Below are 23,954 nucleotides of genomic sequence, written 5' to 3'. Positions count from 1 at the left end.
GGTCTAGGGGCGGGGGTCCGCCTCGTCTGATCCGGCACCCATACCGGGGGCCTGGAAGGTGTCGGCCCGCGCGGCCGTGTCGGGGTTCCACGGGACGGCCAGCGCGGCCAGTTCCTTGCCGGGGGCGACGGTGAGGCCGTGCATGCCGTAGAAGATCCGGCCGTCTGCCGGGGCGTGGACGGTGTGCTCCGTGCCGTCGGTCGGGTCGATGATGCGGCCGAGGAGGTCGCCCTCTGCGACTTCGCCGATGACGTCGGCGTCGAAGGAGAACTCCGGGTACCACAGGCCGGTGGCCTCGGCGGTGGCGCCGCCGGACCAGACCCACTCGCGGATCGGTGCCGGAGCGGAGCCGTCCTGGTCGAGGACGCCGAGATGGCGAAGGGCCTTCAGCAGTCCGTCGACGCGGCGGAGGGCGGTGGCCTCGTCCCGCCGGCCGAGCTGGCCCACCTCGACGAGGACCGCCGAGACACCCCGGCGGGCGGCGGCCGCGTGGCTGTTGCCGCCCTCGGGCGTCAGCCCGAGGATGACGTCCTCGATGCCGAAGGAGCCTGCCAGTTCGGCCGTCGCCTTGTCGAGGTCCGGGTCACCGGTGAGGCGGTAGCCGACGAAGTCCCGCAGGACCTGGTCGATGCCGCCGCAGTGCAGGTCGATGTAGACGTCGGCGCCGTCGACGAGGTGGGTGAAGAGCCAGGCGGCCAGCCGCTCGGTGGGGCCACCGTCCGGGTCGCCGGGGAAGACGCGGTTGAGGTTGACGCCGTCGACCGGGGAGACGTTGAGCCGGCCCTGGTACACGGCGGGAGGGTTGGCGACCGGACAGATGATCACCTGCCCGCTCACCTCTCCGGGCTCCAGCAGGTCTGCCAGGCGCGCGGCGGCTTCGATGGGCGTGAATTCGCCGCCGTGCACACCGGCGGTGATGACGACCCGGGGACCCGGGCGGGTTCCGTTGACCAGGGTCACCGGGATGTCCGCGGTGAGGGTGCCGAGATCGGCCTGGCGGGTGCCGCGGACCTTGGTGCCCGGCTGGGCCTGGAGCGAGCCGACGGCGAGGGTGGCGTCGTTCATGGTCATGCCTCCGTACGGCCGACGGTGGAGAGGAAGTCGATGGGCTGGGGCGAGGCGCCGTCCAGCGCGAGGTCCGCGGCGATGTCGCCGAAGGCGGGCGAGAGTTTGAAGCCGTGGCCGGAGAAGCCGGCGAGGAGGATGACGTTCTCGGCGCCGGGCAGGGGGCCGACCAGGGGGCGGCTGCTCTCGGTGTAGCCCTCCATGTAGACGGAGAGGCGGGTGGGGTCCGGGTGCAGGTCGGGCAGGTAACGCCCGATCAGCTCGGAGAAGACCTCCAGTTCGTCCGGCCGCACGGTGCGGTCCAGCTGGTTGGGGTCGTCGGCGAGCCGGTGCAGCGCGCGGGAGAGTCCGAGCTTGACCGAGATGCCGTCCGGGGAGGGCAGGCCGTAGCAGTGGGTGGGTGCCGTGCGGATGAAGGCCGGGCGCTCCTCGCCGAACCAGGCGTCGGGGGCGGTGGGCACGTACCAGGCGCTGACGAGGCGGCGGACTTCCACCTCCCACGGCAGGTCGGGCAGGAGGTCGTTGACCCAGGGGCCGGGGGTGACGACGGCGGTGTCGAAGCGCTCGCTGCCGGAGTCGGTGCGGATCTCCACGCCGCCCGCGACGGGGACGATCTCGCGGACCGTGGTGTAGCGGTGGATCACGGCGCCCAGCTGCTCGGCGCGGCGGGCGGCGGTCTGGATGGTCAGCTCCGGGCGGATGAACCCGGCGCGGCGGTCGAGCACGGCCGCGTCGCCGTGCTCGATGCGGTACTGCGGGAAGCGCTTGGCGAGCGCCTCGGCGTCCAGCACCTCGTGGTCGAGGTCGTGGTCGGCGATGGACTGCAGGACGGTGGCCATCTGCTGGTGGTCGGTCGGCCCCATGAGCAGGCATCCGGTCAGGCGGCGCAGCTCGCGGCCGGTCTCCTGCTGGAGCTGCTCCCAGAGGGCGTCGGCGTGCTTGAGGAGCGGGACGTACCGGGAGTCCTCGAAGTGGGCGCTGCGGAAGATCCGGGTCTCACCGCCGGCGGCACTGCGGTCGTGGCCGGGTGCGTAGCGGTCGTAGCCGACGACCTCGGCGCCGCGGGCCGCCAGCCGCCATACGGCCTGGCTGCCCATCGTTCCGACGCCGATCACCGCGACGCGCTTCCTGGCAGCTGACACAGGACTTTCCTTTCGTATCGCCGAGGCGCATGCTGGGCCTTCGACGTGAGGATTGTTCGATTCGAGATGGTTTGGGCGGGAGCCAGGTCCCCCTTGTGGACCTGTGGCTCGCAACCGCCGCGTCTCGCAGTCCGGCTCACTTCCGGGGGTCTCTCCGAAGGCCGTGCCACTATGTGGAATGCTGTGCTAGAATCTGGCACAGAGAATGACAGTGGCTTCAGTGGGGAGTCAAGAGGGTGTCCAGCAGAAATTTCGAGGATTAACAGGGGGAAACCGGATGGAAATGAAGAGCGTCACCAGGTCGCTTCGGATCCTGGAGGCGGTCGCCCAGCATCAGCCCGTGACCGTGGGGGAGTTGACGAAGATCTTCGGGCTGCCGAAGTCCACCGTGCAGCGCACTTTGGTCTCGCTGGCGGAGGCCGGCTGGCTGCGAGCGAACCGAAAAGACACCACCCGCTGGGAGATCGGCGCCCGCGTACTGGCCGTACGCCCCGCCGCACTGCAGGGGTCCAGCCTGTTCGCCGCCGCCCGTGAACCCATGGTTCGCCTTCGGGACGCGGTGAACGAGACCATCCACCTGTCGGTGCCCGACGCCCTGCAGTGCATGGTCGTGGTGGACCGCGTCGACTGCGACCACCCGGTACGGACCTTCCACACGATCGGCGACACCTCGCCTCTGCACGCCACGGCCGTCGGGCGCGCCGTTCTCGCGCACCTTCCGAGGCGGGACGTCGAAGACCTCATCGCGGCCGGGCTGGAGCGGTTCAGCGACACGACCCCCGGTGAACCCGACGAGCTGCGCGCCGAGCTGGACCGGATCCGCACCGACGGCTACGCGGTCAACCGCAACCAGTTCCGTCCGGGCGTCTGCGCCGTCGCCGCCGCCGTGCTCGACGAGGACGGCACCCCGCTGGCAGCCGTGGCCGTCTCCATGCCCGAGGCGCGCTACGACGAGGAACGGGCACCCAAGTGGGGCCGCCTCGTCGCGGACACGGCCGCGGAGATCTCACAGCGCCGCCTGGGCGCCTGAACGGCGGACGACGACCCGCACCGCAAGCCGTCCATCGAGGGCCGGCCTGGCGCGCTGACGCGTGCGAGGTCGGCCCTCGGTCATGTGTCACGGCAGCCACCGCTCTGCGCCCGGCCGGGGGAAGGCCGGACGCAGAGCGGCCGCACCACGCGGCTCGGCAGGCCCGGTCAAGGCCCTGCCGCTGTCCATCGCCGCGGGGAATCGGGACCCCGGCACACCTCAAGGCCGGTCCACCGATCGACCGAACTCCAGCTGCGTACCACATTGTGGCACGCTATGCTGAAATCCGGCACAGATCATGACCGTGACTCCGTGCTGGAGTCGAGAAGTGAGAACCAGGGATCCACGGGTCTGAGGGGGCATGGAATGGAAATGAAGAGCGTCACCAGGTCACTGCGGGTTCTGGAGGCAGTCGCCCGACACCAACCCGTGACCGTCGGGGAGCTGACGAAAATCTTCGGGCTGCCGAAGTCCACCGTGCAGCGCACCCTGGTCACCCTCAACGAGGCGGGCTGGCTGCGGGCGAACCGCAAGGACACCACCCGCTGGGAGATCGGCGCCCGCGTACTGGCCGTACGCCCCGTCGCACTGCAGGGCTCCAGCCTGTTCGCCGCCGCCCGTGAACCCATGATCCGGCTCCGTGACGCCGTGAACGAGACCATCCACCTGTCGGTGCCCGACGCCCTGCAAGGCATGGTCGTCGTCGACCGCGTCGACTGCGACCACGCCGTACGCACCTTCCACGCCATCGGCGACACCTCGCCCCTGCACGCCACCGCCGCCGGGCACGCCGTCCTGGCCCATCTGGGGAAGTCCGAGATAGCAGAGGTCACCGCGGAGACGCTCGAGGGCTACGGCGAGGAGACCATCACCGACCCGGGCCAGCTGCGCGCGGAGCTCGGCCGCGTGAGAGAGCGTGGCTACGCCGTCAACCACAACCAGTACCTGCACGGCATCTGCGCTATCGCGGCACCCGTGCTCGACGGTGACGACACACCGCTGGCCGCCGTGGCCGTCTCCCTGCCCGACTCCCGCTTCGAGCCCGGCCGGCTGCCCGAGCTGGGCCGCCTGGTCGCCGAGACGGCGGCGGAGATCACCGCCCGGCACCTGGCCTGACGACGGTCCCGGCTTCGCGGGCGTCGGGCCTCAGGCGTCGACATCACTTCACGATCACGTAGATCTTGCGCACGGTTTCGATCGTCTTCCAGACACCGACGAAGCCCGGCTTCATGACGAAGCTGTCGCCCGCCTTGTAGACCACCGGCTCGCCGCCTTCCGGCGTGAGTTCCACGACGCCGGCGAGGATGTGGCAGAACTCGAAGGTCTCGCCCTTGATCGAGCGCGTCTCGCCGGGCGTCGCCTCCCAGACGCCCGTATGAATCATCTCCCCACGAGCGATGTCCTGGGGCCAGGTCAGAAACGCGGGGTCACCGGAGACCAGACGCTCCGGGAGCGGGCCGGACTGGTGCGGCGCGAAGGAAGGATCGGTGTCGATGGTCTTCAGGAACGACATGTTCGTCTTTTCCTTGGGCTCGGGAAATTAAATGGTCTGGCTCGGGAAATTGATGGTCCGACTCGGGAAACTGGTGGTCGGGCTCGAGAAATCGATGGCCGCACACCCGTGCCCGGCGGCGTGGAAAACCGGGCACGGGTGAGGCCGTCGCGGTGCGTGCTGCGGCGCGGTCAGGGCATGACCGCCGTCAGCTCACAGCCACCGCGAGGTACTGGTACTCCAGGAACTCGTCGATCCCCACCCGGCCGCCCTCGCGGCCCAGCCCCGACTGCTTGACGCCGCCGAAGGGCGCGGCCGGGTTGGACACGAGGCCCGTGTTCAGCCCCACCATGCCCACCTCCAGCCGCTCGCTCACCCGCAGGGCACGGTCGAGGCCCTCGGTGAAGAGGTAGCCGACCAGGCCCCAGGGGGTGTCGTTGGCCCGGCGGATCACCTCGTCCTCGTCGTCGAAGGTGAGGATCGCTGCGACAGGGCCGAAGATCTCCGTGTCCATCAGGCGGCTGCCGGCATCGACGTCGGCCAGCACGGTCGGCGGGTAGAAGCAGCCGGAGCCTTCGGGTGTACGGCCGCCCACGAGCACCCGAGCCCCGCGTTCCACCGCGTCGGCGACCAGCTCCTCCACCTTGGCGCGCCCCCTCCTGTCGATCAGGGGGCCGACGTCGACGCCCTCCCGGGTGCCCGGACCGACGACGAGCTCGCCCATCCGCTCGGCAAGCCGCCGCCCGAACTCCTCCGCCACCGACCGGTGCACGAAGAAGCGGTTCGCGGCCGTGCAGGCCTCGCCCATGTTGCGCATCTTGGCGACCATCGCGCCGTCCACGGCCTTGTCCAGGTCGGCGTCCTCGAAGACGATGAACGGCGCGTTGCCACCCAGCTCCATCGAGGTCCGTACGACCGCCTCCGCGCTCTGGGCGAGGAGCAGCTGCCCGACCGCCGTGGAGCCGGTGAAGGAGAGCTTGCGAATCCGCCCGCCGCGCAGGAGCGGTTCGCACACCTCCCCCGCACGGGAGGTGGTGACGACGTTCAGCACGCCGTCCGGCAGCCCGGCCTCCTTGAGGATCGCGGCGAGAGCCAGGCTGGAGAGAGGGGTCTGCGGGGCCGGCTTGAGCACCATCGTGCAGCCGGCCGCGACGGCCGGGCCGATCTTGCGGGTGCCCATGGCCAGCGGGAAGTTCCACGGGGTGATGAGCAGGCAGGGGCCGACCGGGCGGCGAGAGAGCAGCATGCGGTTGCGGCCGTCCGGCAAGGTGGCGAGGCCACCGTCGATACGGACGGCCTCCTCGGAGAACCACCGGAAGAACTCCGCCGCGTACGCCACTTCTCCCCTGGCCTCGGCCAGCGGCTTGCCCATCTCGGACGTCATCAGGTGGGCGAGCTCGTCGGTGCGTTCGAGGATGATCTCGTAGGCGCGGCGCAGGATCTCGCTGCGCACCCGGGGCGCCGTACGCGCCCACTCTGCCTGCGCCTGCACGGCCGCTTCCTCGGCCAGCTTGGCGTCCTTCGGACCCGCGTCGGCCACGTGGCAGAGGACCTCGCCGGTCGCAGGGTCGTCGACGGGCATGGTGGCGCCGTCCGCGGCGTCCACCCAGGCACCGCCGATGAACAACTGCGTGGGTGTGTCGGTCATGAGTTCTCTCCTGGTTGTCCGGGCCGGTCGGCGGCGGGGTCGAGCAGTTCCGCGAGGTGCAGGGCGCGGATGCCCCGGTCTCCGGCGAGGTGGTCGATCTGGGTGGCGCAGCTGAAGCCGTCGGCCACGACGACGGCCGCTGTGCGGGGGTCCATGTCGTCGAGGCGCGGCTTCAGGGCCAGGTCGGCGACGGCCATCGAGGTGTCGTAGTGCTGTTCCTCGAAGCCGAAGTTGCCGGCCAGTCCGCAGCAGCCCTCGGCCTCGTCGACCTTCCGTACGCCGAGGCGGCCGAGCAGGTCGCGGGGGTGGCGGCCCTTGAAGGTGGCGTACTCGTGGCAGTGGGTCTGCAGCACGACGTTGTCCGGCAGCTCCGGGGGCGCCCAGCCGGGTGCGGCGAGGTCGGTCAGGGCTCCGGTGAGGGTGTGGACGCGGGCCGCGACACGCCGGGCGGCGTCGGTGCCGAGGAGTTCGGGCACGTCACGCTTGAGCGCCGCGGCGCAGCTGGGTTCGGCCACGACGATGGGCCGGTCGTCGCCGTTGTCCAGGCGGGCGACCGTGCGGGCCATGATGCGGCGCGCCCGGGACAGCTGTCCGGTGCTCACCCAGGTCAGGCCACAGCACAGATCGTCCTCGGCCGTGCAGGGGATGCCGGCGTCGGCGAGTACGCGGCTCGCCGCCCCGGCCACCTCGGGACGGAAGGCGCGGGTGAAACTGTCCACGAAGAGCAGTGTCTTCGCCGGTTCGCCGGTCCTCGCCGTGCGCAGGGCCCGGCGCAGCGCGTGCCGGGAGGCGAAGGCGGGGATGTTGCGTTTCGTGGTCACGCCGCCGAGGCGTGCGAGCAGCTTCCCGACGGGTCCGCGCAGGAGCGCGTTCACCGGGCGGGCCGCGTATCCGACGAGCTTGGACGTCAGGGGCAGCCAGCCCAGGGAGTAGTGGGAGCGGGGTCTGACCCTGCCCTTGTAGTGCTGGTGCAGGAACTCCGCCTTGTACGTGGCCATGTCGACGCCGACCGGACAGTCGCTGGAGCAGGCCTTGCAGGACAGGCACAGGTCGAGGGCGTCACGCACCTCGGTGGAGCGCCAGCCGTCCTGGACGGTTCCGCCCCGCACCATCTCCTGGAGCAGGCGGGCCCGGCCGCGCGTGGAGTCGTTCTCCTCCCCCGTGGCCCGGTAGCTGGGACACATCACACCGCCGGCGTCGCTGCGGCAGCGGCCGACACCGACACAGCGGCGTACCGCTCCCGCGAAGCCGTCCTCGTCGTGCGGGAAGGAGAAGAGGCTCTCGACGGGCAGCACGTCCGAGGGTGTATGCAGGGCGAGGTCGGCGTCGAGGCGGGCCGGGGCCACGATGACGCCCGGGTTGAGCAGCCCCTCGGGGTCGAAGATCTCCTTGAAGGCGGCGAACGCCTGGATCATGCGGTGGCTGTACATGACCTCCAGCAGTTCGCCGCGGGCCCGCCCGTCGCCGTGTTCGCCCGACAGGGTTCCGCCGTGCTCGACGACCAGGGCGGCGGCTTCGGAGAGGAACCGGCGGGTGGCAGTCCGGCCCGCGTCCGTGGCGAGGTCGAAGTCGATGCGCACGTGGACGCAGCCCGCGCCGAAGTGCCCGTACAGCACGCCGGTCAGGCTGTGCGCGGTCAGCAGCTTGCGGAAGTCGCGCAGGTAGGCGGCCAGGTCCTCGGGTGCGACGGCCGCGTCCTCCCAGCCGGGCCAGGACTCCCCGCCGTCGACGAGTCGGGCGGCGAGCCCTGCCCCGTCCTCGCGGACCCGCCACAGCGAGCGGCGCTCGGCCGGGCTGTGCACGACGCGCCCACCGGTCATCCGGCCCCGGGCCTTGAGTACGCCCAGCAGTTCGGTGGCACGGGCGTCGACCGCGTCCTGGTCGTCGCCGTCGAGCTCGACGTACAACCAAGCCCGCCCTTCGGGCAGCCCGGTGACGGAGTCCGGACCGCGCCGGGCACGCATGGTGGCGACGATCGCCTCGTCCATGCCCTCCACGGCGGTGGGGTTCCAGCGCAGGATCTCGGGGACGTCCTCGGCGGCGTCGACCACGTCGTCGTAGCCGAGGGTGAGGAGGGTGGAAGCCTGTGCGGTCGCCACCAGGCGGACCGTCGCGGCGGTGACGACCGCACAGGAGCCCTCGGTGCCCACCAGCGCTCGGGCCATGTCGAAGCCGTGCTCGGGCAGCAGGTGGTGCAGCTGGTAGCCGGAGACCTGGCGCGGTATCCGGCCCAGTTCGGTGCGGAGCAACGCAAGGTTGGCGTCGATCAGGCGGCGCAGATCCGCTTCCAGACCTGCGACACGCTGGACGGCGTCCCTGTCCTCTGGGTCGGCGGCCCGCAGGCCGGTCCGGTCGGCGACGGCCCGCACGCCGTCGGCCGTCACGATCTCCAGCGCCTCTATGTGCCCGCTGGTGCGCCCGTGCCGCACGGACCGGTTGCCGCACGCGTCGTTGCCGATCATGCCGCCGATGGTGCAGCGGCTGTGCGAGGAGGGGTCAGGGCCGAAGGTGAGCCCGTGCAGGGCGGTCGCCGACCGCAGCGCGTCCAGGATCACTCCGGCCTCGACGCGCGCGGTGAGGGTCACCGGGTCGATGTCCAGGATCCGGTTCATGTACCGGGAGAAGTCCAGCACCACGCCGGGTCCGACGGCGTTGCCCGCCATGCTGGTGCCGCCGCCGCGCGCGGTGACCGGGATGCCTGTCTCGCGGCAGGCCCGCAGCACCGCGACGACGTCGTCGGCGCTGCGGGGAAAGACCACGGCCCTCGGCGGGACCCGGTAGTTGGAGGCGTCGTAGGCGTAGAGACCGGTGGAGCCCGGGCCGGTCTCCACCCGCAGGCCGGAAGCGGTCTCGGCGAGCCGCGCGACCAGCGGCTCCAGGGCCGTGGTGGTGTCCGTCATCGCCGTGCCGCTCCCGATGTTCCGACCTCGACCGCGGTCGCCCATGCCTGGAGGCCCTCGTCCACCGCCGTCTCGTCGATGACGAGCGCCGGGATCATGCGTACGACCTGGTTCCAGGCGCCGCACAGCAGGAGGAGCAGGCCCTCGTCGACGGCGGCGCGCTGGACGCGGGCGGCTGTCTCGGGGTCGGGGCTGCCGTCCTCGGTGACGAACTCGGTGGCCAGCATGAGGCCGAGGCCGCGCACGTCGCCGATGCCCGGCGTCCGGTCGGCCACCGCCTCCAGGCCCTGCCGCAGCCGCTTGCCCATCGCCTCGGCGTTCTCGACGAGCTTCTCGTCGCGTACGACGTCGAGGGTGGCGCAGGCCGCGGCGCAGGCGACGGCGTTGGCGCCGTACGTGCCGCCCTGCGAGCCGGGCCACGCCTTGGTCATCAGCTCCTCGGAGGCGGCGATGCCGGACAGCGGGAAGCCGCTGGCCAGGCCCTTGGCGGTGACGAGGATGTCGGGTGTGACACCGAAGTGGTCGTGGCCCCAGAAGCGGCCGGTGCGGCCGACGCCGGTCTGCACCTCGTCGTGGATGAGGAGGATGCCGTGGCGGTCCGCGCGCTCGCGCAGGCCTTCCATGAAGGCGCGGTTCGCGGGGACGTAGCCGCCCTCGCCCAGGACCGGCTCGACGATGATCGCGGCCGTGTCGGCGGGCGAGGAGATCGTCTGGAGGGTGTAGTCCAGCTCCTTCAGCGCGAAGCGGGTCGCGGTCTCCTCGTCCCAGCCGTAGCGGTAGGCGGACGGGAAGGGGGTGACGACGACACCGCTCATCAGCGGGGAGAAGCCGGAGCGGAAGCGGGTGCCGGAGGTCGTCATCGAGGCGGCGGCGACCGTACGGCCGTGGAAGCCGCCGTGACAGACGATGACGTTGGGCCGACCGGTGGCCTGGCGGGCCAGCCGCAGCGCGGCCTCCACCGCCTCGCTGCCGGAGTTGGTGAAGAACAGGCTGTCCAGGCCGGCCGGCAGCACCTCGCCGAGCTTGTCGACCAGGCGGCGCAGCGGCTCGTGCATGACCGTCGTGTACTGGCCGTGGATCAGCGTGCCGACCTGCTCCTGCGCCGCCGCGACCACCTTGGGGTGACAGTGCCCGGTGCTGGTGACGCCGATGCCGGCGGTGAAGTCGAGGTAGCGGCGGCCGTCATGGTCGAAGAGGTGGACGCCCTCGCCCCGGGCCGCCACCACGGGCGTGGCCTGGCGAAGGTGCGGCGACAGTGCGGTCATGTTCGTCTCCCGGCCTCGGTGTTCGGTCTGCTGCGGTCTGCTGCGGTCTTCCGAGCATCCCCACGGGCGAGGGGTGCTCCAACGCGCGATCTGTCCGGCCGGGACGCGACATCCGGACGTTGTGTCAGCCTGATCGGGGCCACCACGGGTGCCGATCGCTCACGGGCCGCTCTTGCGCAGGTCAGAGACGCTTGGCACAGTGGCCGGGCACTCCCCCGAGCTCCGGACCGAGTTCGAGCAGGGACTCCCGTGGAGAGAACGTGACCGACGATCATCCGGCCGACCAGGGGCCCACCCGTCCGCTCACCGTGGCCGATGTCCTCGCGCTTCCCGTCCTGGCCGCCGGACGGCCCCGGGTCGTCACCGGCGTACCGGGCCTGGACCGACCGGTCCGGTGGGTCCACATCACCGAGCTGACCGACCCCGCGTCGTTCCTCAAGGGCGGCGAACTCGTCCTCACCACCGGAATGCCCCTGCCGCAGGACACGGCCGCCGTCCGCCGGTACGTCGACGAACTCGCCGACATCGGAGCCGCGGCCCTGGTCATCGAACTCGTACGCCGCTACCACCGACCGCCGGACGCGCTCGTCGACGCCTGCCGCCGCCGCGGCCTGCCCCTCGTCACCCTGGCCGAGGACGTCAACTTCCTTGAGGTCACACAGGTCGTGCACGCGCTCCTGCTGGGCAACCAGACGGAGGCGATGCGCCGCACGCAGCGCATCCACGAGGCGTTCACCACCCTGACCCTGCGCGGCGCGGGGCCGGAGGACGTGGTGCGGGCGGCGGCGGAGATGAGCGGGCGCACGGTCGTCCTGGAGAACCTGGTGCACCAGGCCCTGATCTGCGAACCGTCCGGGCTCACCGTCGAGGAGGCACTCGCCGACTGGGAGCAGCGCTCCAGGGCGACCGGGCCCGGCGACACCACGGCGACGCGCGGCCCGGAGGGCTGGCTCACCGCCCCCGTCGAGTACCAGGGCGAGCGCTGGGGTCGTGTGGCCATGCTCCCGGCGCGCACCGACGGACCGGCGTTCGGGCCGGAGGACATCACTCTGCTGGAGCGGACCGCGATGGCACTGACCGTCGCGCGCCTCATCCACCCCGTCCCGTGGGAACGCACCGCGCACCGGAACGCCCTGCTCGACCTCGTCGAACAGCGCCATCGCTCCGCGCAGGACGCCCGCGCCCGCTGCACCGCACTGGGCCTGCCGACCGATCGAAGCCTCTTCGTCGCCGCGCTGGTGGAATTGCGGGCGGGGCAGGCGGGAGCCGAGACCGAGTCCCGTCTGATGCAGGAGCTCAGTACGGCGGGCGTGCCGGCCCTGGTCGGCGAGCTGGCCCCCGACCGCCTCGGCATCCTGCTGGCTCTGCGCCCCTCCCAGACCTGGCGCCCCGTCCTCGAACGCCTGTCCGGCACAGTACTGGGCCTGGCCCCGGGCGCAGTGGTGACTGTCGGCTCGGAGGTCACAGACCTCACCGACACCGCCCGCTCCTTCCGCGAGGCCGCCCGCGTCGCCGAGGCCACGCCGCCCGGCCAGCCCCTCCCCCCGGACCGCTCCTTCCACGAACTGTCCGACGTCGGCCTGCGCCGTCTGCTGTACGCCCTCCGCGAGGACCCCCGGATCCAGGAGTACACCGAACGGCAGCTCCGGCGCCTCATCGACCACGACACCCAACACGGCACCGACCTGCTGACGACCCTGCGCCACTACCTCGACGCGGCCGGCAACAAGACCACCGCCGCCCGCCGCGGCGGCCTCTCCCGCGAAACCATGTACCAACGCCTGCGCACCATCGAGCGCCTCCTCTCCCGTGACCTCGAATCGGGCGACCAGCGCACCGAACTCCACGTGGCCCTCACCGCACTCGATGTGTGGCGGGCCGGCTGACGCGCGATCCCGGTGCAGCCGGGGGTGGGGACGCTCGGACGTCACGGCGCAACTTGTCCCGTGTGTACAAACCTGCCGCGCGGGTTCGGGGGCTCGCGAACCCGGCTGTGCCACGGGCCGCGACGCCACACCGGACGCCACCATCCCCCTGAAGCCCCTGGTCAGTTAATCAGTTGCACGCCACCAAGACGGGGTGTCTGATCCCGGCTATGACGATTGTGCTGGGTACGCCGACGGCCGACGGGGTGCGCGCGGCAAGTGCGGCGCTGCGGGAGTGGCAGCACGACGAAGCGCCGATGCAGTTGCATCCCGGGGACATCGGCTGGAACTTCCGGTTCGGAACGGCCGAGACGGCCGCGGTGGTCCGGACCTGGAGCCGGGACGGACGGATCCTCGCCGTCGGGATGCTGGACACGCCGACGCTGGTGCGGATGACGGTCGCTCCCGACGCTTTCCAGGACGAGGACTTGGCGCGGCGGCTCGTGGAGGACTTCTCGCTGCCCGAGCGCGGCGTCCTCCCGGAGGGAGCGGTGTCCATCGAGGCGCCGCAGGGCCTGCTGCTGCACGACCTGTTGACCAAGGAGGGCTGGGGTGTCGACGAGCCGTGGACGCCGCTCTTCCGCGACCTCGCCGATGCGGTGGAGGCCCCCGGCGTGCCGATCAAGGCGATCGGCCTGGAGCAGGCACAGGACTTCGCCGACGTCCTGCGGTCCGCGTTCGACACCACGAAGCCCACGCGCGAGTACCGGCACGAGATGTCCGCTGCACCGTTCTACGAAGACGCCCGATGCCTGGGTGTTTACGACGACCAGGGCAACCCCGCCGCAGTGGTGACGGTGTGGTCGGCCGGCCCTGGGAAGCCAGGACTGGTCGAGCCGATGGGCGTCCACGCGGACCACCGCGGCCGCGGCTACGGCCGGGCGATCACCGTCGCCGGGGCGGCCGCACTGCGGGAGATGGGCTCCTCCAGCGTGCGCGTGTGCACGCCGAGCTCCAACGTCGGCGGTGTCGCCACGTACAAGGCGGCCGGGTTCGCGGCGAGGCCGCAGATCGCCGACCGGATCCGGAAGGTCTGACGCCGAGGTCGGTGCCGTCAGGGACGGTGACGTTTCGTCAATCATTCGGAAACTCAAGGCTTCACGGGTATTGAAGAGGCCATCGAAGATGTCAACAGCCGCTACCAGACAACCCTTTACAGCACAGCGACACTGAAGACAAAAGATGGCATAACTGAAGCTTCCAGACATCAGGCTAGCCATGACATGGGATCATCCAGCCTCGAATGTTTCGAAGCTCTCAACGATTCATGCGAGAGGTATTGACGGGGTTCACCGGCCTCCTATCATCCAGGATGCTCGGCAAGTCGATCCTTGTTCGATATCGCACCCAGAGAGCCGCTCCGCACGAGCCGAGCAGAGCGCATTCGGAAATGTCATGGACTCGTCAACTTCCAACTCCCCCCACCGAGGAGCACCATGAACCCGTTGAAACGGCTCGGCCGTCGCCGAGCCTCGGTCTTGGGCCTGCTGGCCACGGCCGCCCTGCTGACTCCCGGGACCGCGACCGGCGCACCCGACGCGGACCGGGCCGGCACGCTGGGCGCCCAAGCGGCCCAGTCCGGACGGTACTTCGGAACCGCCGTGGCCGCGGGCCGGCTCGGCGACGGCACGTACGCCGGCATCCTGGACCGTGAGTTCAACTCGGTCACGGCCGAGAACGAGATGAAGTGGGACACGACCGAACCGTCCCGCGGCTCGTTCAACTTCGGCCCCGGCGACCAGATCGCGGGCCGCGCGCAGGCCCGCGGTCAGCGCCTGCGCGGCCACACCCTGGTCTGGCACTCCCAACTACCCGGCTGGGTCAGCTCCATCAGGGACGCGAACACGCTGCGCGGCGTGATGAACAACCACATCACCACCGTGATGAACCGCTACAAGGGCCGGATCCACTCCTGGGACGTGGTCAACGAGGCCTTCGCCGACGGCGGCAGCGGCCAGCACCGCCCCTCGGTGTTCCAGAACCTGCTGGGCGACGGCTTCATCGAGCAGGCGTTCCGCACCGCGCGGTCGGCCGACCCGGGCGCCAAGCTCTGCTACAACGACTACAACATCGAGGACTGGAACGCCGCGAAGACCCAGGGCGTCCACCGCATGGTCCGCGACTTCAAGGCGCGCGGCGTGCCCATCGACTGCGTCGGCCTCCAGGCCCACTTCGGCACCGGCGGCCCGCCCGCCAGCTTCCAGACCACACTGTCGAACTTCGCCGCGCTCGGCGTGGACGTCCAGATCACCGAACTGGACATCGCCCAGGCGTCGCCGAACGCGTACGCGAACACGGTCAGGGCTTGCATGAACGTCGCGCGCTGCACCGGCATCACGGTCTGGGGCATCCGCGACAGCGACTCCTGGCGGGCCTCGGAGAACCCGCTGCTGTTCGACCGGGGCGGCAACAAGAAGCCTGCGTACAACGCGGTGCTGACGACGCTGGGCGGCACGCCCGCGACCACCCGCAACGCACCCACCGCCACCCGTAACGCACTGGCCGCCACCAGCGGCAACCCCGCCGCCCCGCGCAGCGCCGTCAACGCCGAGAGCAATCTGTTCACACGGGCCAACAACGTCTCCTTCCCCTCGGTCGCCTGAACCCGGGACATCGGTCACGGCGCGATGATCCGTGGCGGCTCGGCCTCCTGAGCCAGACCAACTCGACCTGCTGATCGACCGTGCCGTGGGGAGCGCTTCCGATGGGAGCGCTCCCCGTGCCCGGCCCCGACCTTCGGACGTACCCCTCCCAGATGTCAGAAAGCCGAGGTACCCCCATGCGCCGCAGACTCCTCGCCCTGGTGGCAGCGCTCTCCTCGCTGCCGCTGGCGCTCACCGCCGCGCCGTCCGCCCACGCGGCCGACCCGACGACCATGACCAACGGGTTCTACGCGGACCCCGACTCCAGCGCGAAGCGGTGGGTCGCCGCGAACCCCGGTGACGGCCGGGCGTCCGCGATCAACGCCTCCATCGCCAATACTCCGACGGCCCGCTGGTTCGGCTCCTGGAGCGGCACCATCGGCACCGCCACCGGTGCGTACGTGGGCGCCGCGGACGCCCGGGACAAGCTGCCCGTCCTCGTCGCCTACAACATCTACAACCGCGACTACTGCGGCGGGCACTCCGCGGGCGGAGCGTCTTCGCCGTCCGCCTACGCGAACTGGATCGCCCAGTTCGCGGGCGGTATCGCCGCCCGCCCGGCCGTCGTCGTCCTCGAACCGGACTCCCTCGGGGACTACGGCTGCATGAACCAGGCCCAGATCGACGAACGCGAGAGCATGCTCACCGGGGCGCTCGCCGAGTTCAACCGTCAGGCCCCCAACACCTGGGTCTACCTCGACGCCGGCAATCCGGCCTGGGCGAGCGCGGCGACCATGGCCCAGCGCCTTCACGAAGCGGGCCTCCGGCAGGCCCACGGCTTCTCGCTCAACGTCTCCAACTACCTGACCACGGCCGAGAACACCGCGTACGGCGCCGCCGTCAACAGGGAACTCGGCGCCCGGTACGGCTACACCAAGCCGTTCGTCGTGGACACCAGCCGCAACGGCAACGGCTCCAACGGCCAGTGGTGCAACCCTTCGGGCCGCCGGATCGGCACCCCCACCCAGCTGGGCGGAGGCGCCGAGATGCTCTTGTGGATCAAGGTCCCGGGCGAGTCCGACGGCAACTGCGGCGTGGGAACCGGCTCCTCGGCCGGACAGTTCCTCCCGGAGGTCGCCTACAAGATGATCTACGGATACTGATCCGGGGCCGCTCGGGCACGCTTCCGGTGCGCACCTTTGCGCAGACGGTGGCCATGCGCAGGGGAGAGAGTTCCACGGTCTGCATCCCGTGGCCGGTCGGCCGGCGGCGCCCATGTGAGGATTGAACCGTCATGACGCAAGGTGTTGGGTCGCCCTTCCGGAGTTCGCTCAAGGCCAGAGCGCTGCTGGCCATCGCCGTGAGGGTGATCAGCTCTCGGCCTGCTCCTCCTCGTCCTCCCCCGAGGAGAAGGGCGCCGGCAAGGCGGCGGCCGACACCTTGCGAGTCGCCGCCGCCGACGCCACCAACACCACGGGCCTCGACCCGCGTACGGTGAGCGCCGGCGCGAGTTCCATCGTCGCCGCGCATGTCTTCGACTCCCTTGTGACGCTGGAGGACGGCGAGTACAAGCTGAAGCTCGCCGAGTCCGTCGAGCCCAACGCGGACGGAACCCGCTGGACGGTCCAGCTCCGTGAGGGCGTGCTCTTCCACGACGGCAAGAAGGTCCGCGCGGCGGACGTCGCCTACAGCACTCGCCATCGCCGTCGCTCTCACCTCCGCCGCGGGCTTCCTGGGCTTCGGCGAGGACGAACCGAACTGGGGTGCCATGATCAGCGAGAACATCGAGGGCATCGCCCTCGCCCCGTGGGCCGTCGTGGTCCCCGCCGTGTGCCTCGGAGTCCTCGCGGTCGCGACCAACCTCGGGATGGACCGGCTCGCCGCGAGGCTGGACCGGTGATCCGCGTCGAGAACCTCACGGTCGAGGACGCGGCGGGCCGTCGTGTCCTCGACGGGGTGTCACTGCAGGCGGGGCCCGGCGAACGGGTCGCCGTCGTAGGCGAATCAGGAGCGGGCAAGACCACGCTGGCGCTGGCAGGGGTGCGCCGACCCGGTGGACGGAATCACCGCGGCGTACGCGCCGCGCCGCCATGTGCCCGACCCGATCCTGGTGGAGGCCGCGGTCGCCGCGGGTGTGGAGTTCCGCGACAACTGCGGGGTGGTCGGCCCCGTCGAGGAGGGCGGCAGGGTGCGCGGGGTCAGCCTGTCGACGGGCGGCGGACCGCCGATCGTGGAGCGGGCAAGGCTGGTGGTGGGCGCCGACGGAATGCGCTCCACCGTGGCGGGCCTGGTGGGCGCCCCGAAGACGACCGAGCACCCGCGGCTGACCTGCGCCTACTACACGTTCTGGAAGGGCCCGAAGACCCACTTCGAGCTGTACGAGGGCCCCAGCGGATGGGTCTCCGCGGTCCCCACGAACGATGCGGTGCTGGTCTCCGCCTACCACCCGCAGCAGCGGTTCGCCGAGGTGAAGGTCCGCGCCCAGGAGGCGTATCTGGAGAACATCCGCGACAACGCGCCCGAGCTGTACGCCAAGCTGGACGGCGCCGAACAACTGGATCCCCTCTACGGCACGGGCGACCAGCAGAACTTCTTCCGTCAGCCGTGCGGTCCCGGCTGGGCGCTGATCGGTGACGTCGGCCACCACAAGGACTCGCTCACCGCGCGCGGCATCGGCGACGCCTTCGCCCAGGCCCAGCTCCTGGTCGACCGCGTGGGCGACACACTGGGTTCGGAGCCGGGCCTCGACCTGGCGCTGAAGCGGTTCGCCGAGGGACGCGACCAGATGTTCATGGAGAACTACCAGGCGACCCTGCTGGTGGCGGAGGCCTCGGCACGGGACAAGCGCCGCATGCTCCTGAAGGCGGTGTCCTCCAACCCGGACCATGTACGCCGGTACTTCAACACGGTGGCCGGCCTCAGCCCGGTCTCCGAGCTCTACACCCCCGAACTACTGGCGCTGCTCGGCGCCGGCTGAGGACAGGTCCCGGAGGGCTCCGGTGCGGGCGCTGTCGGGTCGGGCGGTGACCCAATAGCTGCGCGTGTTGGTGAACTCGCGGATGCCGGCGGCGGCCAGTTCGCGGCCGTATCCGCTGCGCTTGGTGCCGCCGAAGGGCAGGCGCGGGTCGGAGGCGACGACGGCGTTGACGAAGGCCGCCCCGCTGGTGACACGGCGGGCCAGCGCCACGCCGCGCCCCGGGTCGGCCGTCCAGATGCTCAGACCGAGCCCGTACGACGAGGCGTTGGCGAGTCGTACGGCGTCCTCGTCGTCCCGGGCGACGGCGAGGGCGGCGAGCGGCCCGAAGGTCTCCTCGTCGAAGGCGGGCATGCCGGGGCCGGTGTCGGCCAGGACGGTCGGCTGGTAGAAGCAGCCCTCGCCGGGCAGGGGGTTGCCCCCGGTGAGGAGGCGGGCCCCGGCGGCGACGGACTCCTCGACCTGCCGCTGGATCGCCGCTCGCAGGTCGTCGCGGGCGAGCGGTCCGACCTGAGTGTCCCGATCGCGCGGATCACCGACGCGAAGGGCTTCCACCCCGGCCACGAACGCGGCGGTGAGCTCCGCCGCCACGGCGGCCGTGACGATGAACCGCTTCGCGCACACGCAGCTCTGCCCGGAATTGGTGAAGCGCGCCTTCACCGCGGCCGCCGCGGCGGCCTCCACATCGGCGTCGTCGAGGACCACGAAGGCGTCCGAACCTCCCAGCTCCAGAACGGACTTCTTCGCCGCCCGCCCCGCCGCCGCGCCGACCGCCGCGCCGGCCCGGTTGCTGCCGGTGAGGGTGACGGCGGCGACACGGTCGTCCTCGATGAGCGAGGCTGTCGCGCGGCTGGTACGTCGATGTCGGCGAGCACGAGAGCGGTCACGAGGTGTTCGGGGAAACCGGCTGCGACGAAGAGGTCCTGGAGGGCGAGCGCGCTGCCGGTGACGTTGGGAGCGTGCTTCAGCAGCACACCGTTCCCTGCCACCAGTGCGGGGATCGCGAAGCGCATGACCTGCCAGACGGGGAAGTCCCACGGCATGACCGCCAGGACGAGTCCGACCGGCTCGTAGGCCACCCAGGCCTGCGCCCCGTCGACCTCGACCCGCTCGTCGGCGAGGATCGCGGGCCCCTGCCGGGCGTAGTACTCAGCCGTGACCGCGGACTTCTCGACCTCGCCCTCGGCCTCCCGCACCGGCTTGCCCATCTCGGCGACGACAAGGGAGGCGAGCGGGCCCCGGTGCTCGCGCAGGGCGCGGGCGAGACGGGCGGCGCGCGCGGCACGTTCGGCGACCGGCACCAGGGACCAGGCGCGGCTCGCGGCGTGGGCCCGCGCCACGGCGGTCTCGACACGATCCGGGTCCCAGGCCTCGTACGTCGCTATCGGTACGCCCGTGGCGGGATCGACGGTCTGGATGGTGCTGCTCATGAGGTGGGCGCCCCTCCCTTGTCGCTCGCGGAGAGGTGCTCGAAGGTCTCACCGGTGGCGGTGATGGTGCGGGTGACGTCCCTGCCGCCGTAGACCCAGTAGATCCGCATGACGCCCTGGCCCCGGTTGAAGAACCGGTGCGGGGTTCCGGCCGGGACCCAGGTGGCCTGACCGACCTCCAGGTCGAAGAACTCGCCGTCGATCTCCGCGGTCGCCTCGCCCTCCAGGATCAGGACCGACTCCTCGACGTTGTGGCTGTGCAGAGGCAGTCCGGTGCCGGGCTGGAAGACCGTCTGGCCGGTGGTGACGACGGCCGTCCGCGAGTTCCACTTGCCGACGTAGGGGATGGTGGCCACACCGCCGCCGCGGTCGAAGCGTTCGACCTCGTCGGGGTGGATGAGCAGATTCGGCTCGGCGGGGCGGTCGGTACACATGAAGCGTCTCCTATGGGGAGTTCAGGAGTGGTGGAACAGGCGGCGGGAGAGCGTGTTGACCTGGCTGCCGGGCACGACGTACTTGGCCGCGGCCTCGCGCCAGACCTTGAAGTGAGGCGCGGCGCGGTGTGCCTCAACGGCGGCTTCGTCGTCGTAGATCTCGTGGAAGACGAAGTGGTGGTCGTCGGCCAGGTCGCACACGACGTCGAAGTAACGGCAGCCGGGCTCGTCGCCGAAGGTGCGCTCGGCGTTCTCCCCGATGGCCTTGAGGAAGTCGTCGCGACAGCCCGGGACGACCCGGAGGGAGACGGTCAGGGCGATCATGCGGGCAGCTCCTGGGACTTGGGGACCGGGACAGGAAGGGGTACGGCGGTTTCGGCGGCGACGCGGACGAGCGCGGCCCAGGTGTCGTCGACGAGCGTGATGCCCTCGGTGCGCAGGCGCTCGGCGGTGCGGATCTCCGGCTCGCCGGGGACGAGGATCTCGGCCGTGCCCGGGGCGGTGGGGGTGGACTTGGTCTCCTCGATGAGGGCCTCCATCCGCTCCTCGAACTCCGCCGGGTCGGCCATGGAGCGGATGTCGACGCAGATCAGCAGGTGACCGACGCCGCTGCGGCCGGTGGGCCGGTAGGGGCCGACCACGGACGAGCCGAAGGCGCTGCCGGTCAGCACGCCCGCCAGCACGTCGAACATGAAGGAGATGGCGTACCCCTTGTGTCCGGCCATCGGCAGGATCAGTCCCTCGATGGCGCGCCGCGGATCGGTGGTCGGCACACCGTCCGCGTCGGCCGCCCAGCCCTCGGGGATCGGCTCGCCGCGCTCCTTGGCGTGGTAGATCTTGCCGCGCGCCGCGGCGGTGTTGGCGATGTCCATCACGACCGTGCCGTGGCGGCCGCCCGGGGCGGCGATCGACCACGGATTGGTGCCGATCGTCTTCTCCTTGCCGCCCCAAGGTGCCATGGCCGGGCTGGCGTTGGTGGCCAGCAGTGCCACGCAGCCCTGCTCGGCGGCCTTGCGGGTGAAGTAGGCGGCCGTCCCGAAGTGACCTGAGTTGCGGACGGCGACCGCGCTGACGCCGTGCCGACGGGCACGCTCCACGCCCCAGGTCACCGCGCGGTCGGTGAGGATCTGACCGAGACCGTCGCGGCCGTCGACGACGAGAACGGCTCCGCTGTCACCGACAGTCTCGGGCGCGGCGACCGCGGCCGTCGCGCCGCTCGCGAGACGGCCGAGGTACCAGGGCAGACGCAGCATCCCGTGCGACGGATGGCCCCACAGCTCCGCGGTCACCAGGGTGTCCGCGAGCAGTTGGGCGTCTGCGGGGGGAACGCCGTACGCCTCGGTGGTGGCGGCGGCGAACCGAAGCAGGTCGGCGGCGCCGACGGTGTGCGGCATGAGAGGACCCCTCGCATCAAGCAGGTCAGGTTGTCAGGATGTATCCAGAGGGTATCCAGCAATGTATACAGCCCTGCACTTGGAAATCCATAGCAGGGAAGGCGGAAGCGCAACCCCACACACATCCCTCGCGGCGAGAGTCAGCCCGTGATGTCCACCTGGACGTCCCTCCCGAACGTCAGGTCCTGGCTGGTCAGGTTGTCGATGAGCGCCTGGAGCGTCTGCGCCAGGTGGTGCCGGCAGGCCGCCTCCGCCGCCTGGGCATCCCCGCGGGTGATCGCCTTCAGCATCGCGCGGTGCTCCTCCAGCGAGTTCAGCATGCGACGTGGCCCGCTGTGCGAGAGGTGCCGCAGCCGTACGGTCTGGCCGCGCAGGTCGCGGATCGTGCGGGCGAGATAGGGGTTCCGGCACGCGGCGATGACGGCCTGGTCGAAGCTCTCGGTCACGTCGTAGAACTTCGTGTACGACCGGACCTGCGCACCGGCGTCCAGCGCGCCGAAGGATTCGTCGAACTCCTCCAGCCGCTTGAGCAGGTCACGGAACGGCACGAGTACGCGTTCGTCGGCGGCACCCGCTGTCGCGACCGACGCGGCAGCCCGGGGCTCCAACAGCATCCGGAACTCGAACAGGGCGCGTACTCCGCCGAGCGAGATCGGGGCCACCCGGGCCACCTCACCCGGCACGAAGTCGACGAGCCCGTCCCTCGCGAGACGGCGGATGGCCTCCCGCACCGGCGTGCGCGAGGCGCCGAGCTCCTCCCCCACTTGGACCTCGCTCAGCTTGGCTCCCGGCCGCAGCCGCAACGACTCGATGTCGCCCTTGAGCCGCTCGTAGACCGCTTCGCTCTTACCGGTTGCCCGAGCCATGCATCTCCCCGCTTTCATCGCACACCATCCTGTATACAGCGTACCGCCGCTCAACTCCTCGGCTGTTCTTGAGGCGAGCGACGCCGTACATGGAAGCGAAGCGCGCGGCGGGCGGCGGCCGCGGCCGCCGCCCGGCGGGTTACTTCGCCAACGCCCCCATCGCCCGGTCGAGCAGCACGGCCAGCGGGACGGTGCCTTCACAAGCGACCCATGCCGTGGAGGCCGCGTCCAGGCAGGCGAGCGCGGCGGCGGCCAGTGCGCTCGGCCTCGTGTCCTCGGGCCGGTCGGGGTCGGCCCCCAGCCGCCGGGCGACCTCCGGTACCAGCAGCTTCTGCCAGCCCAGTTGCTTCTCGTGGTGCCGCGCGCGCAGTGACGGGGTCTCCTGGAGCATGCGCAGGTAGCTGAGTACCTGCTCGGGCGGCGCCGCCTCGTTGATCCGCGTGAGGGCGTCGAAGGCCCGGCGCAGCGCGTCCCAGGGCTGCTCGTCGTCGGGGCGGGCGGCGAGCTCCGCCGCGATCTGGTGGCCGGTCTCCTCCAGGCGTCCCAGGACGATGTCTTCCTTGGTGCCGAAGTACCTGAAGAGGCTGGCGCGCGACAGGCCCACCTCGGCGGCGATCTGGTCGACGGTGGTCCGGTCGAACCCCTGCTCGGTGAAGAGCCGGTGCGCCACCTCCACCACTTCCGCCTGAACGGTCGCCCGCACGCGCTCGCGCAGGCCGGGCCGCTTGCGTGCGGCTTGGTTGGCGGCACGGGCGCTTTCAGACATACCCGGAGGGTACAGCAAGGACTCACTTTGATACCGAGTATCAAAGGGCGAGGACACAGAGTAGTGTCCAGATACTGAGTATCAAGATGATTCATTGAGTCAATTCTGTACGCTGCACCGCACGCGCGAGGCACCTAGGACAACCGGAGGGCAGAGATGTCTTCACATGCGACGTCCGGACTCGACCGGCGTACCGAGTTGAAGGAGTTCCTGCGCTCACGCAGGGCCCGGCTCAGGCCCGAGGACGTGGGCCTGCCCTCGTACGGCCGGCGGCGGGTCCCCGGACTGCGGCGCGAGGAGCTGGCGCAGTTGGCCGGGGTGTCGTACGCGTATTACGCGCGCCTGGAGCAGGGCTACGGCGAGACCATGTCGGCGGAGGTATTGGACGCCATCGCCCGCGCACTGCACTTGAATGACGAGGAGCGGGAGCATCTGGTCCGGCTGGCCCAGCCCGAGCGGCAGAGCGCGGCGCAGGCTCCGCCCCCGCAGCAGCGTCTGCGGCCCAGCGTGCGGCACCTGCTCGACGCGCTCGGGGTGCCCGCCTACGTCGTCGACCGGCGGCTGGACATCCTGGGGTGGAACCGGCTCGCCGCGGCCGTCTTCGGGGACTGGGGCCTGCTGCCGCCCGAGGAGCGCAACGCGGCCCGGCTGGCCTTCCTCTCGTCCGAGGCTCGCGAGAGGTTCGCCGATCCGGGCAGCACCGCTCTGAGAGTCGCGAGAGCGTTGCGCATGAACGCCGGCAAGAGCCCCGGGGACCCGCACTTCTCTTCGCTGATCCAGGAGTTGTCGCAGCAGAGCGAGGAGTTCCGGCAACTGTGGGCACGGCACGAGGTGAGCTGCGGGACCGTCGGCGAGACCGTGCGGATGCGGCACCCGCTGGTGGGAGAGTTCGACCTCGTCCACGAACCCATGGCACTTCACGGGGGCGCCCCCATGCGGCTGGTCACCTACCACGCCGAGCCCGGCTCCCGCTCGGAGGAAGCCCTGCGGATGCTGGCCAGTTGGGAGATGGAGCCGCTGCGCTGAGACGCGAGCGGCTCC

Annotated in this window: 20 protein-coding genes and 3 pseudogenes; 9 read left to right on the top strand and 14 right to left on the bottom strand. The window is 71.0% G+C overall.

Annotation, left to right across the window (positions count from 1 at the left end; all coding sequences use genetic code 11):
* Positions 1 to 3: 3 nt before the first annotated feature.
* Both L0P92_RS14855 and solA read right to left on the bottom strand, forming a co-directional pair.
* Positions 4 to 1,065 (bottom strand): succinylglutamate desuccinylase/aspartoacylase family protein, encoded by a 1,062-nt coding sequence (locus L0P92_RS14855; RefSeq protein WP_234763140.1) that lies wholly within the window; start codon positions 1,063 to 1,065, stop codon positions 4 to 6.
* A gap of 2 nt (positions 1,066 to 1,067) precedes the next feature.
* Positions 1,068 to 2,207, bottom strand: a complete 1,140-nt coding sequence (gene solA, locus L0P92_RS14850) for an N-methyl-L-tryptophan oxidase (protein WP_234763139.1) — start codon at positions 2,205 to 2,207, stop codon at positions 1,068 to 1,070.
* Between the two features lie 283 nt (positions 2,208 to 2,490).
* On the opposite strand from solA, the gene L0P92_RS14845 reads away from it, so the two are divergent.
* Both L0P92_RS14845 and L0P92_RS14840 read left to right on the top strand, forming a co-directional pair.
* The gene (locus tag L0P92_RS14845) at positions 2,491 to 3,237 is read left to right on the top strand and encodes an IclR family transcriptional regulator (protein ID WP_234763144.1); all 747 of its coding nucleotides are present in this window, start codon (positions 2,491 to 2,493) and stop codon (positions 3,235 to 3,237) included.
* 372 nt (positions 3,238 to 3,609) lie between these two features.
* Positions 3,610 to 4,353: an IclR family transcriptional regulator gene (locus L0P92_RS14840; RefSeq protein ID WP_234763137.1), complete on the top strand. Its 744-nt coding sequence runs from the start codon at positions 3,610 to 3,612 to the stop codon at positions 4,351 to 4,353.
* A 43-nt stretch (positions 4,354 to 4,396) separates the two neighbouring features.
* On the opposite strand, the gene L0P92_RS14835 is transcribed toward L0P92_RS14840, so the two are convergent.
* The 4 genes from L0P92_RS14835 to L0P92_RS14820 all read right to left on the bottom strand — a co-directional run bounded on the left by L0P92_RS14835 (position 4,397) and on the right by L0P92_RS14820 (position 10,542).
* Positions 4,397 to 4,750 carry a cupin domain-containing protein gene (locus L0P92_RS14835; RefSeq protein ID WP_234763136.1) on the bottom strand — a complete coding sequence of 118 codons (354 nt, stop codon included), beginning with the start codon at positions 4,748 to 4,750 and terminating at the stop codon, positions 4,397 to 4,399.
* Between the two features lie 187 nt (positions 4,751 to 4,937).
* On the bottom strand, positions 4,938 to 6,377 hold the full coding sequence (locus L0P92_RS14830) for an NAD-dependent succinate-semialdehyde dehydrogenase (protein ID WP_234763134.1): 1,440 nt from the start codon (positions 6,375 to 6,377) through the stop codon (positions 4,938 to 4,940).
* Positions 6,374 to 9,277: an FAD-binding and (Fe-S)-binding domain-containing protein gene (locus L0P92_RS14825; protein WP_234763133.1), complete on the bottom strand. Its 2,904-nt coding sequence runs from the start codon at positions 9,275 to 9,277 to the stop codon at positions 6,374 to 6,376. Before L0P92_RS14825 ends, L0P92_RS14830 begins: the two co-directional genes overlap by 4 nt.
* Positions 9,274 to 10,542: an aspartate aminotransferase family protein gene (locus L0P92_RS14820; protein ID WP_234763132.1), complete on the bottom strand. Its 1,269-nt coding sequence runs from the start codon at positions 10,540 to 10,542 to the stop codon at positions 9,274 to 9,276. Before L0P92_RS14820 ends, L0P92_RS14825 begins: the two co-directional genes overlap by 4 nt.
* Positions 10,543 to 10,802: 260 nt before the next feature.
* Here L0P92_RS14820 and L0P92_RS14815 point away from each other — a divergent pair, with 260 nt between their 5' ends.
* From L0P92_RS14815 to L0P92_RS14800, 4 genes and pseudogenes are all read left to right on the top strand, one after another.
* The gene (locus L0P92_RS14815) at positions 10,803 to 12,428 is read left to right on the top strand and encodes a PucR family transcriptional regulator (protein ID WP_234763131.1); all 1,626 of its coding nucleotides are present in this window, start codon (positions 10,803 to 10,805) and stop codon (positions 12,426 to 12,428) included.
* Between the two features lie 209 nt (positions 12,429 to 12,637).
* The gene (locus L0P92_RS14810; RefSeq protein WP_234763130.1) at positions 12,638 to 13,504 is read left to right on the top strand and encodes a GNAT family N-acetyltransferase; all 867 of its coding nucleotides are present in this window, start codon (positions 12,638 to 12,640) and stop codon (positions 13,502 to 13,504) included.
* A gap of 399 nt (positions 13,505 to 13,903) precedes the next feature.
* Positions 13,904 to 15,007, top strand: a pseudogene (locus L0P92_RS14805) (glycoside hydrolase family 10 protein); the annotation flags it as partial.
* A 239-nt stretch (positions 15,008 to 15,246) separates the two neighbouring features.
* Complete coding sequence (locus L0P92_RS14800; RefSeq protein ID WP_234763129.1) at positions 15,247 to 16,212, top strand: glycoside hydrolase family 6 protein; 966 nt, start codon at positions 15,247 to 15,249, stop codon at positions 16,210 to 16,212.
* Positions 16,213 to 16,419: 207 nt separating this feature from the next.
* Here L0P92_RS14800 and L0P92_RS14795 read toward each other — a convergent pair whose 3' ends face one another.
* Positions 16,420 to 16,566, bottom strand: a complete 147-nt coding sequence (locus L0P92_RS14795; RefSeq protein WP_234763127.1) for a hypothetical protein — start codon at positions 16,564 to 16,566, stop codon at positions 16,420 to 16,422.
* On the opposite strand from L0P92_RS14795, the pseudogene L0P92_RS45710 reads away from it, so the two are divergent.
* Positions 16,544 to 17,068 (top strand): annotated as a pseudogene (locus L0P92_RS45710) (ABC transporter substrate-binding protein); the annotation flags it as partial. The gene L0P92_RS14795 and the pseudogene L0P92_RS45710 sit on opposite strands and share 23 nt — an antisense overlap.
* A gap of 34 nt (positions 17,069 to 17,102) precedes the next feature.
* On the top strand, positions 17,103 to 18,026 hold the full coding sequence (locus L0P92_RS14780; protein ID WP_234763124.1) for an NAD(P)/FAD-dependent oxidoreductase: 924 nt from the start codon (positions 17,103 to 17,105) through the stop codon (positions 18,024 to 18,026).
* Here L0P92_RS14780 and L0P92_RS14775 read toward each other — a convergent pair.
* The 7 genes and pseudogenes from L0P92_RS14775 to L0P92_RS14750 form a co-directional block, all read right to left on the bottom strand.
* Positions 18,000 to 19,061 carry an aldehyde dehydrogenase family protein gene (locus L0P92_RS14775; RefSeq protein WP_308289721.1) on the bottom strand — a complete coding sequence of 354 codons (1,062 nt, stop codon included), beginning with the start codon at positions 19,059 to 19,061 and terminating at the stop codon, positions 18,000 to 18,002. The two genes, L0P92_RS14780 and L0P92_RS14775, sit on opposite strands and share 27 nt — an antisense overlap.
* Positions 18,959 to 19,453: pseudogene (locus L0P92_RS45225) on the bottom strand (aldehyde dehydrogenase family protein); the annotation flags it as partial. The gene L0P92_RS14775 and the pseudogene L0P92_RS45225, both read right to left, overlap by 103 nt.
* The gene (locus L0P92_RS14770; protein WP_234763122.1) at positions 19,450 to 19,887 is read right to left on the bottom strand and encodes a cupin domain-containing protein; all 438 of its coding nucleotides are present in this window, start codon (positions 19,885 to 19,887) and stop codon (positions 19,450 to 19,452) included. The gene L0P92_RS14770 and the pseudogene L0P92_RS45225, both read right to left, overlap by 4 nt.
* A gap of 21 nt (positions 19,888 to 19,908) precedes the next feature.
* Positions 19,909 to 20,211, bottom strand: a complete 303-nt coding sequence (locus L0P92_RS14765; protein WP_234763120.1) for a putative quinol monooxygenase — start codon at positions 20,209 to 20,211, stop codon at positions 19,909 to 19,911.
* On the bottom strand, positions 20,208 to 21,281 hold the full coding sequence (locus L0P92_RS14760) for an Ldh family oxidoreductase (RefSeq protein ID WP_234763118.1): 1,074 nt from the start codon (positions 21,279 to 21,281) through the stop codon (positions 20,208 to 20,210). Before L0P92_RS14760 ends, L0P92_RS14765 begins: the two co-directional genes overlap by 4 nt.
* A gap of 140 nt (positions 21,282 to 21,421) precedes the next feature.
* Positions 21,422 to 22,147: a GntR family transcriptional regulator gene (locus L0P92_RS14755; protein WP_234763117.1), complete on the bottom strand. Its 726-nt coding sequence runs from the start codon at positions 22,145 to 22,147 to the stop codon at positions 21,422 to 21,424.
* 139 nt (positions 22,148 to 22,286) lie between these two features.
* The gene (locus tag L0P92_RS14750; protein WP_234763116.1) at positions 22,287 to 22,913 is read right to left on the bottom strand and encodes a TetR family transcriptional regulator; all 627 of its coding nucleotides are present in this window, start codon (positions 22,911 to 22,913) and stop codon (positions 22,287 to 22,289) included.
* Positions 22,914 to 23,069: 156 nt separating this feature from the next.
* On the opposite strand from L0P92_RS14750, the gene L0P92_RS14745 reads away from it, so the two are divergent.
* A complete protein-coding gene (locus L0P92_RS14745) occupies positions 23,070 to 23,939 on the top strand; it encodes a helix-turn-helix domain-containing protein (RefSeq protein WP_234763115.1) in 870 nt (289 codons plus the stop codon).
* Positions 23,940 to 23,954 lie beyond the last annotated feature (15 nt).

The sequence above is a fragment of the Streptomyces muensis genome (assembly GCF_021474425.1).
Classification (GTDB): Bacteria; Actinomycetota; Actinomycetes; order Streptomycetales; family Streptomycetaceae; genus Streptomyces; species Streptomyces muensis.
This window is presented reverse-complemented; position numbering and strand designations above follow the sequence as displayed.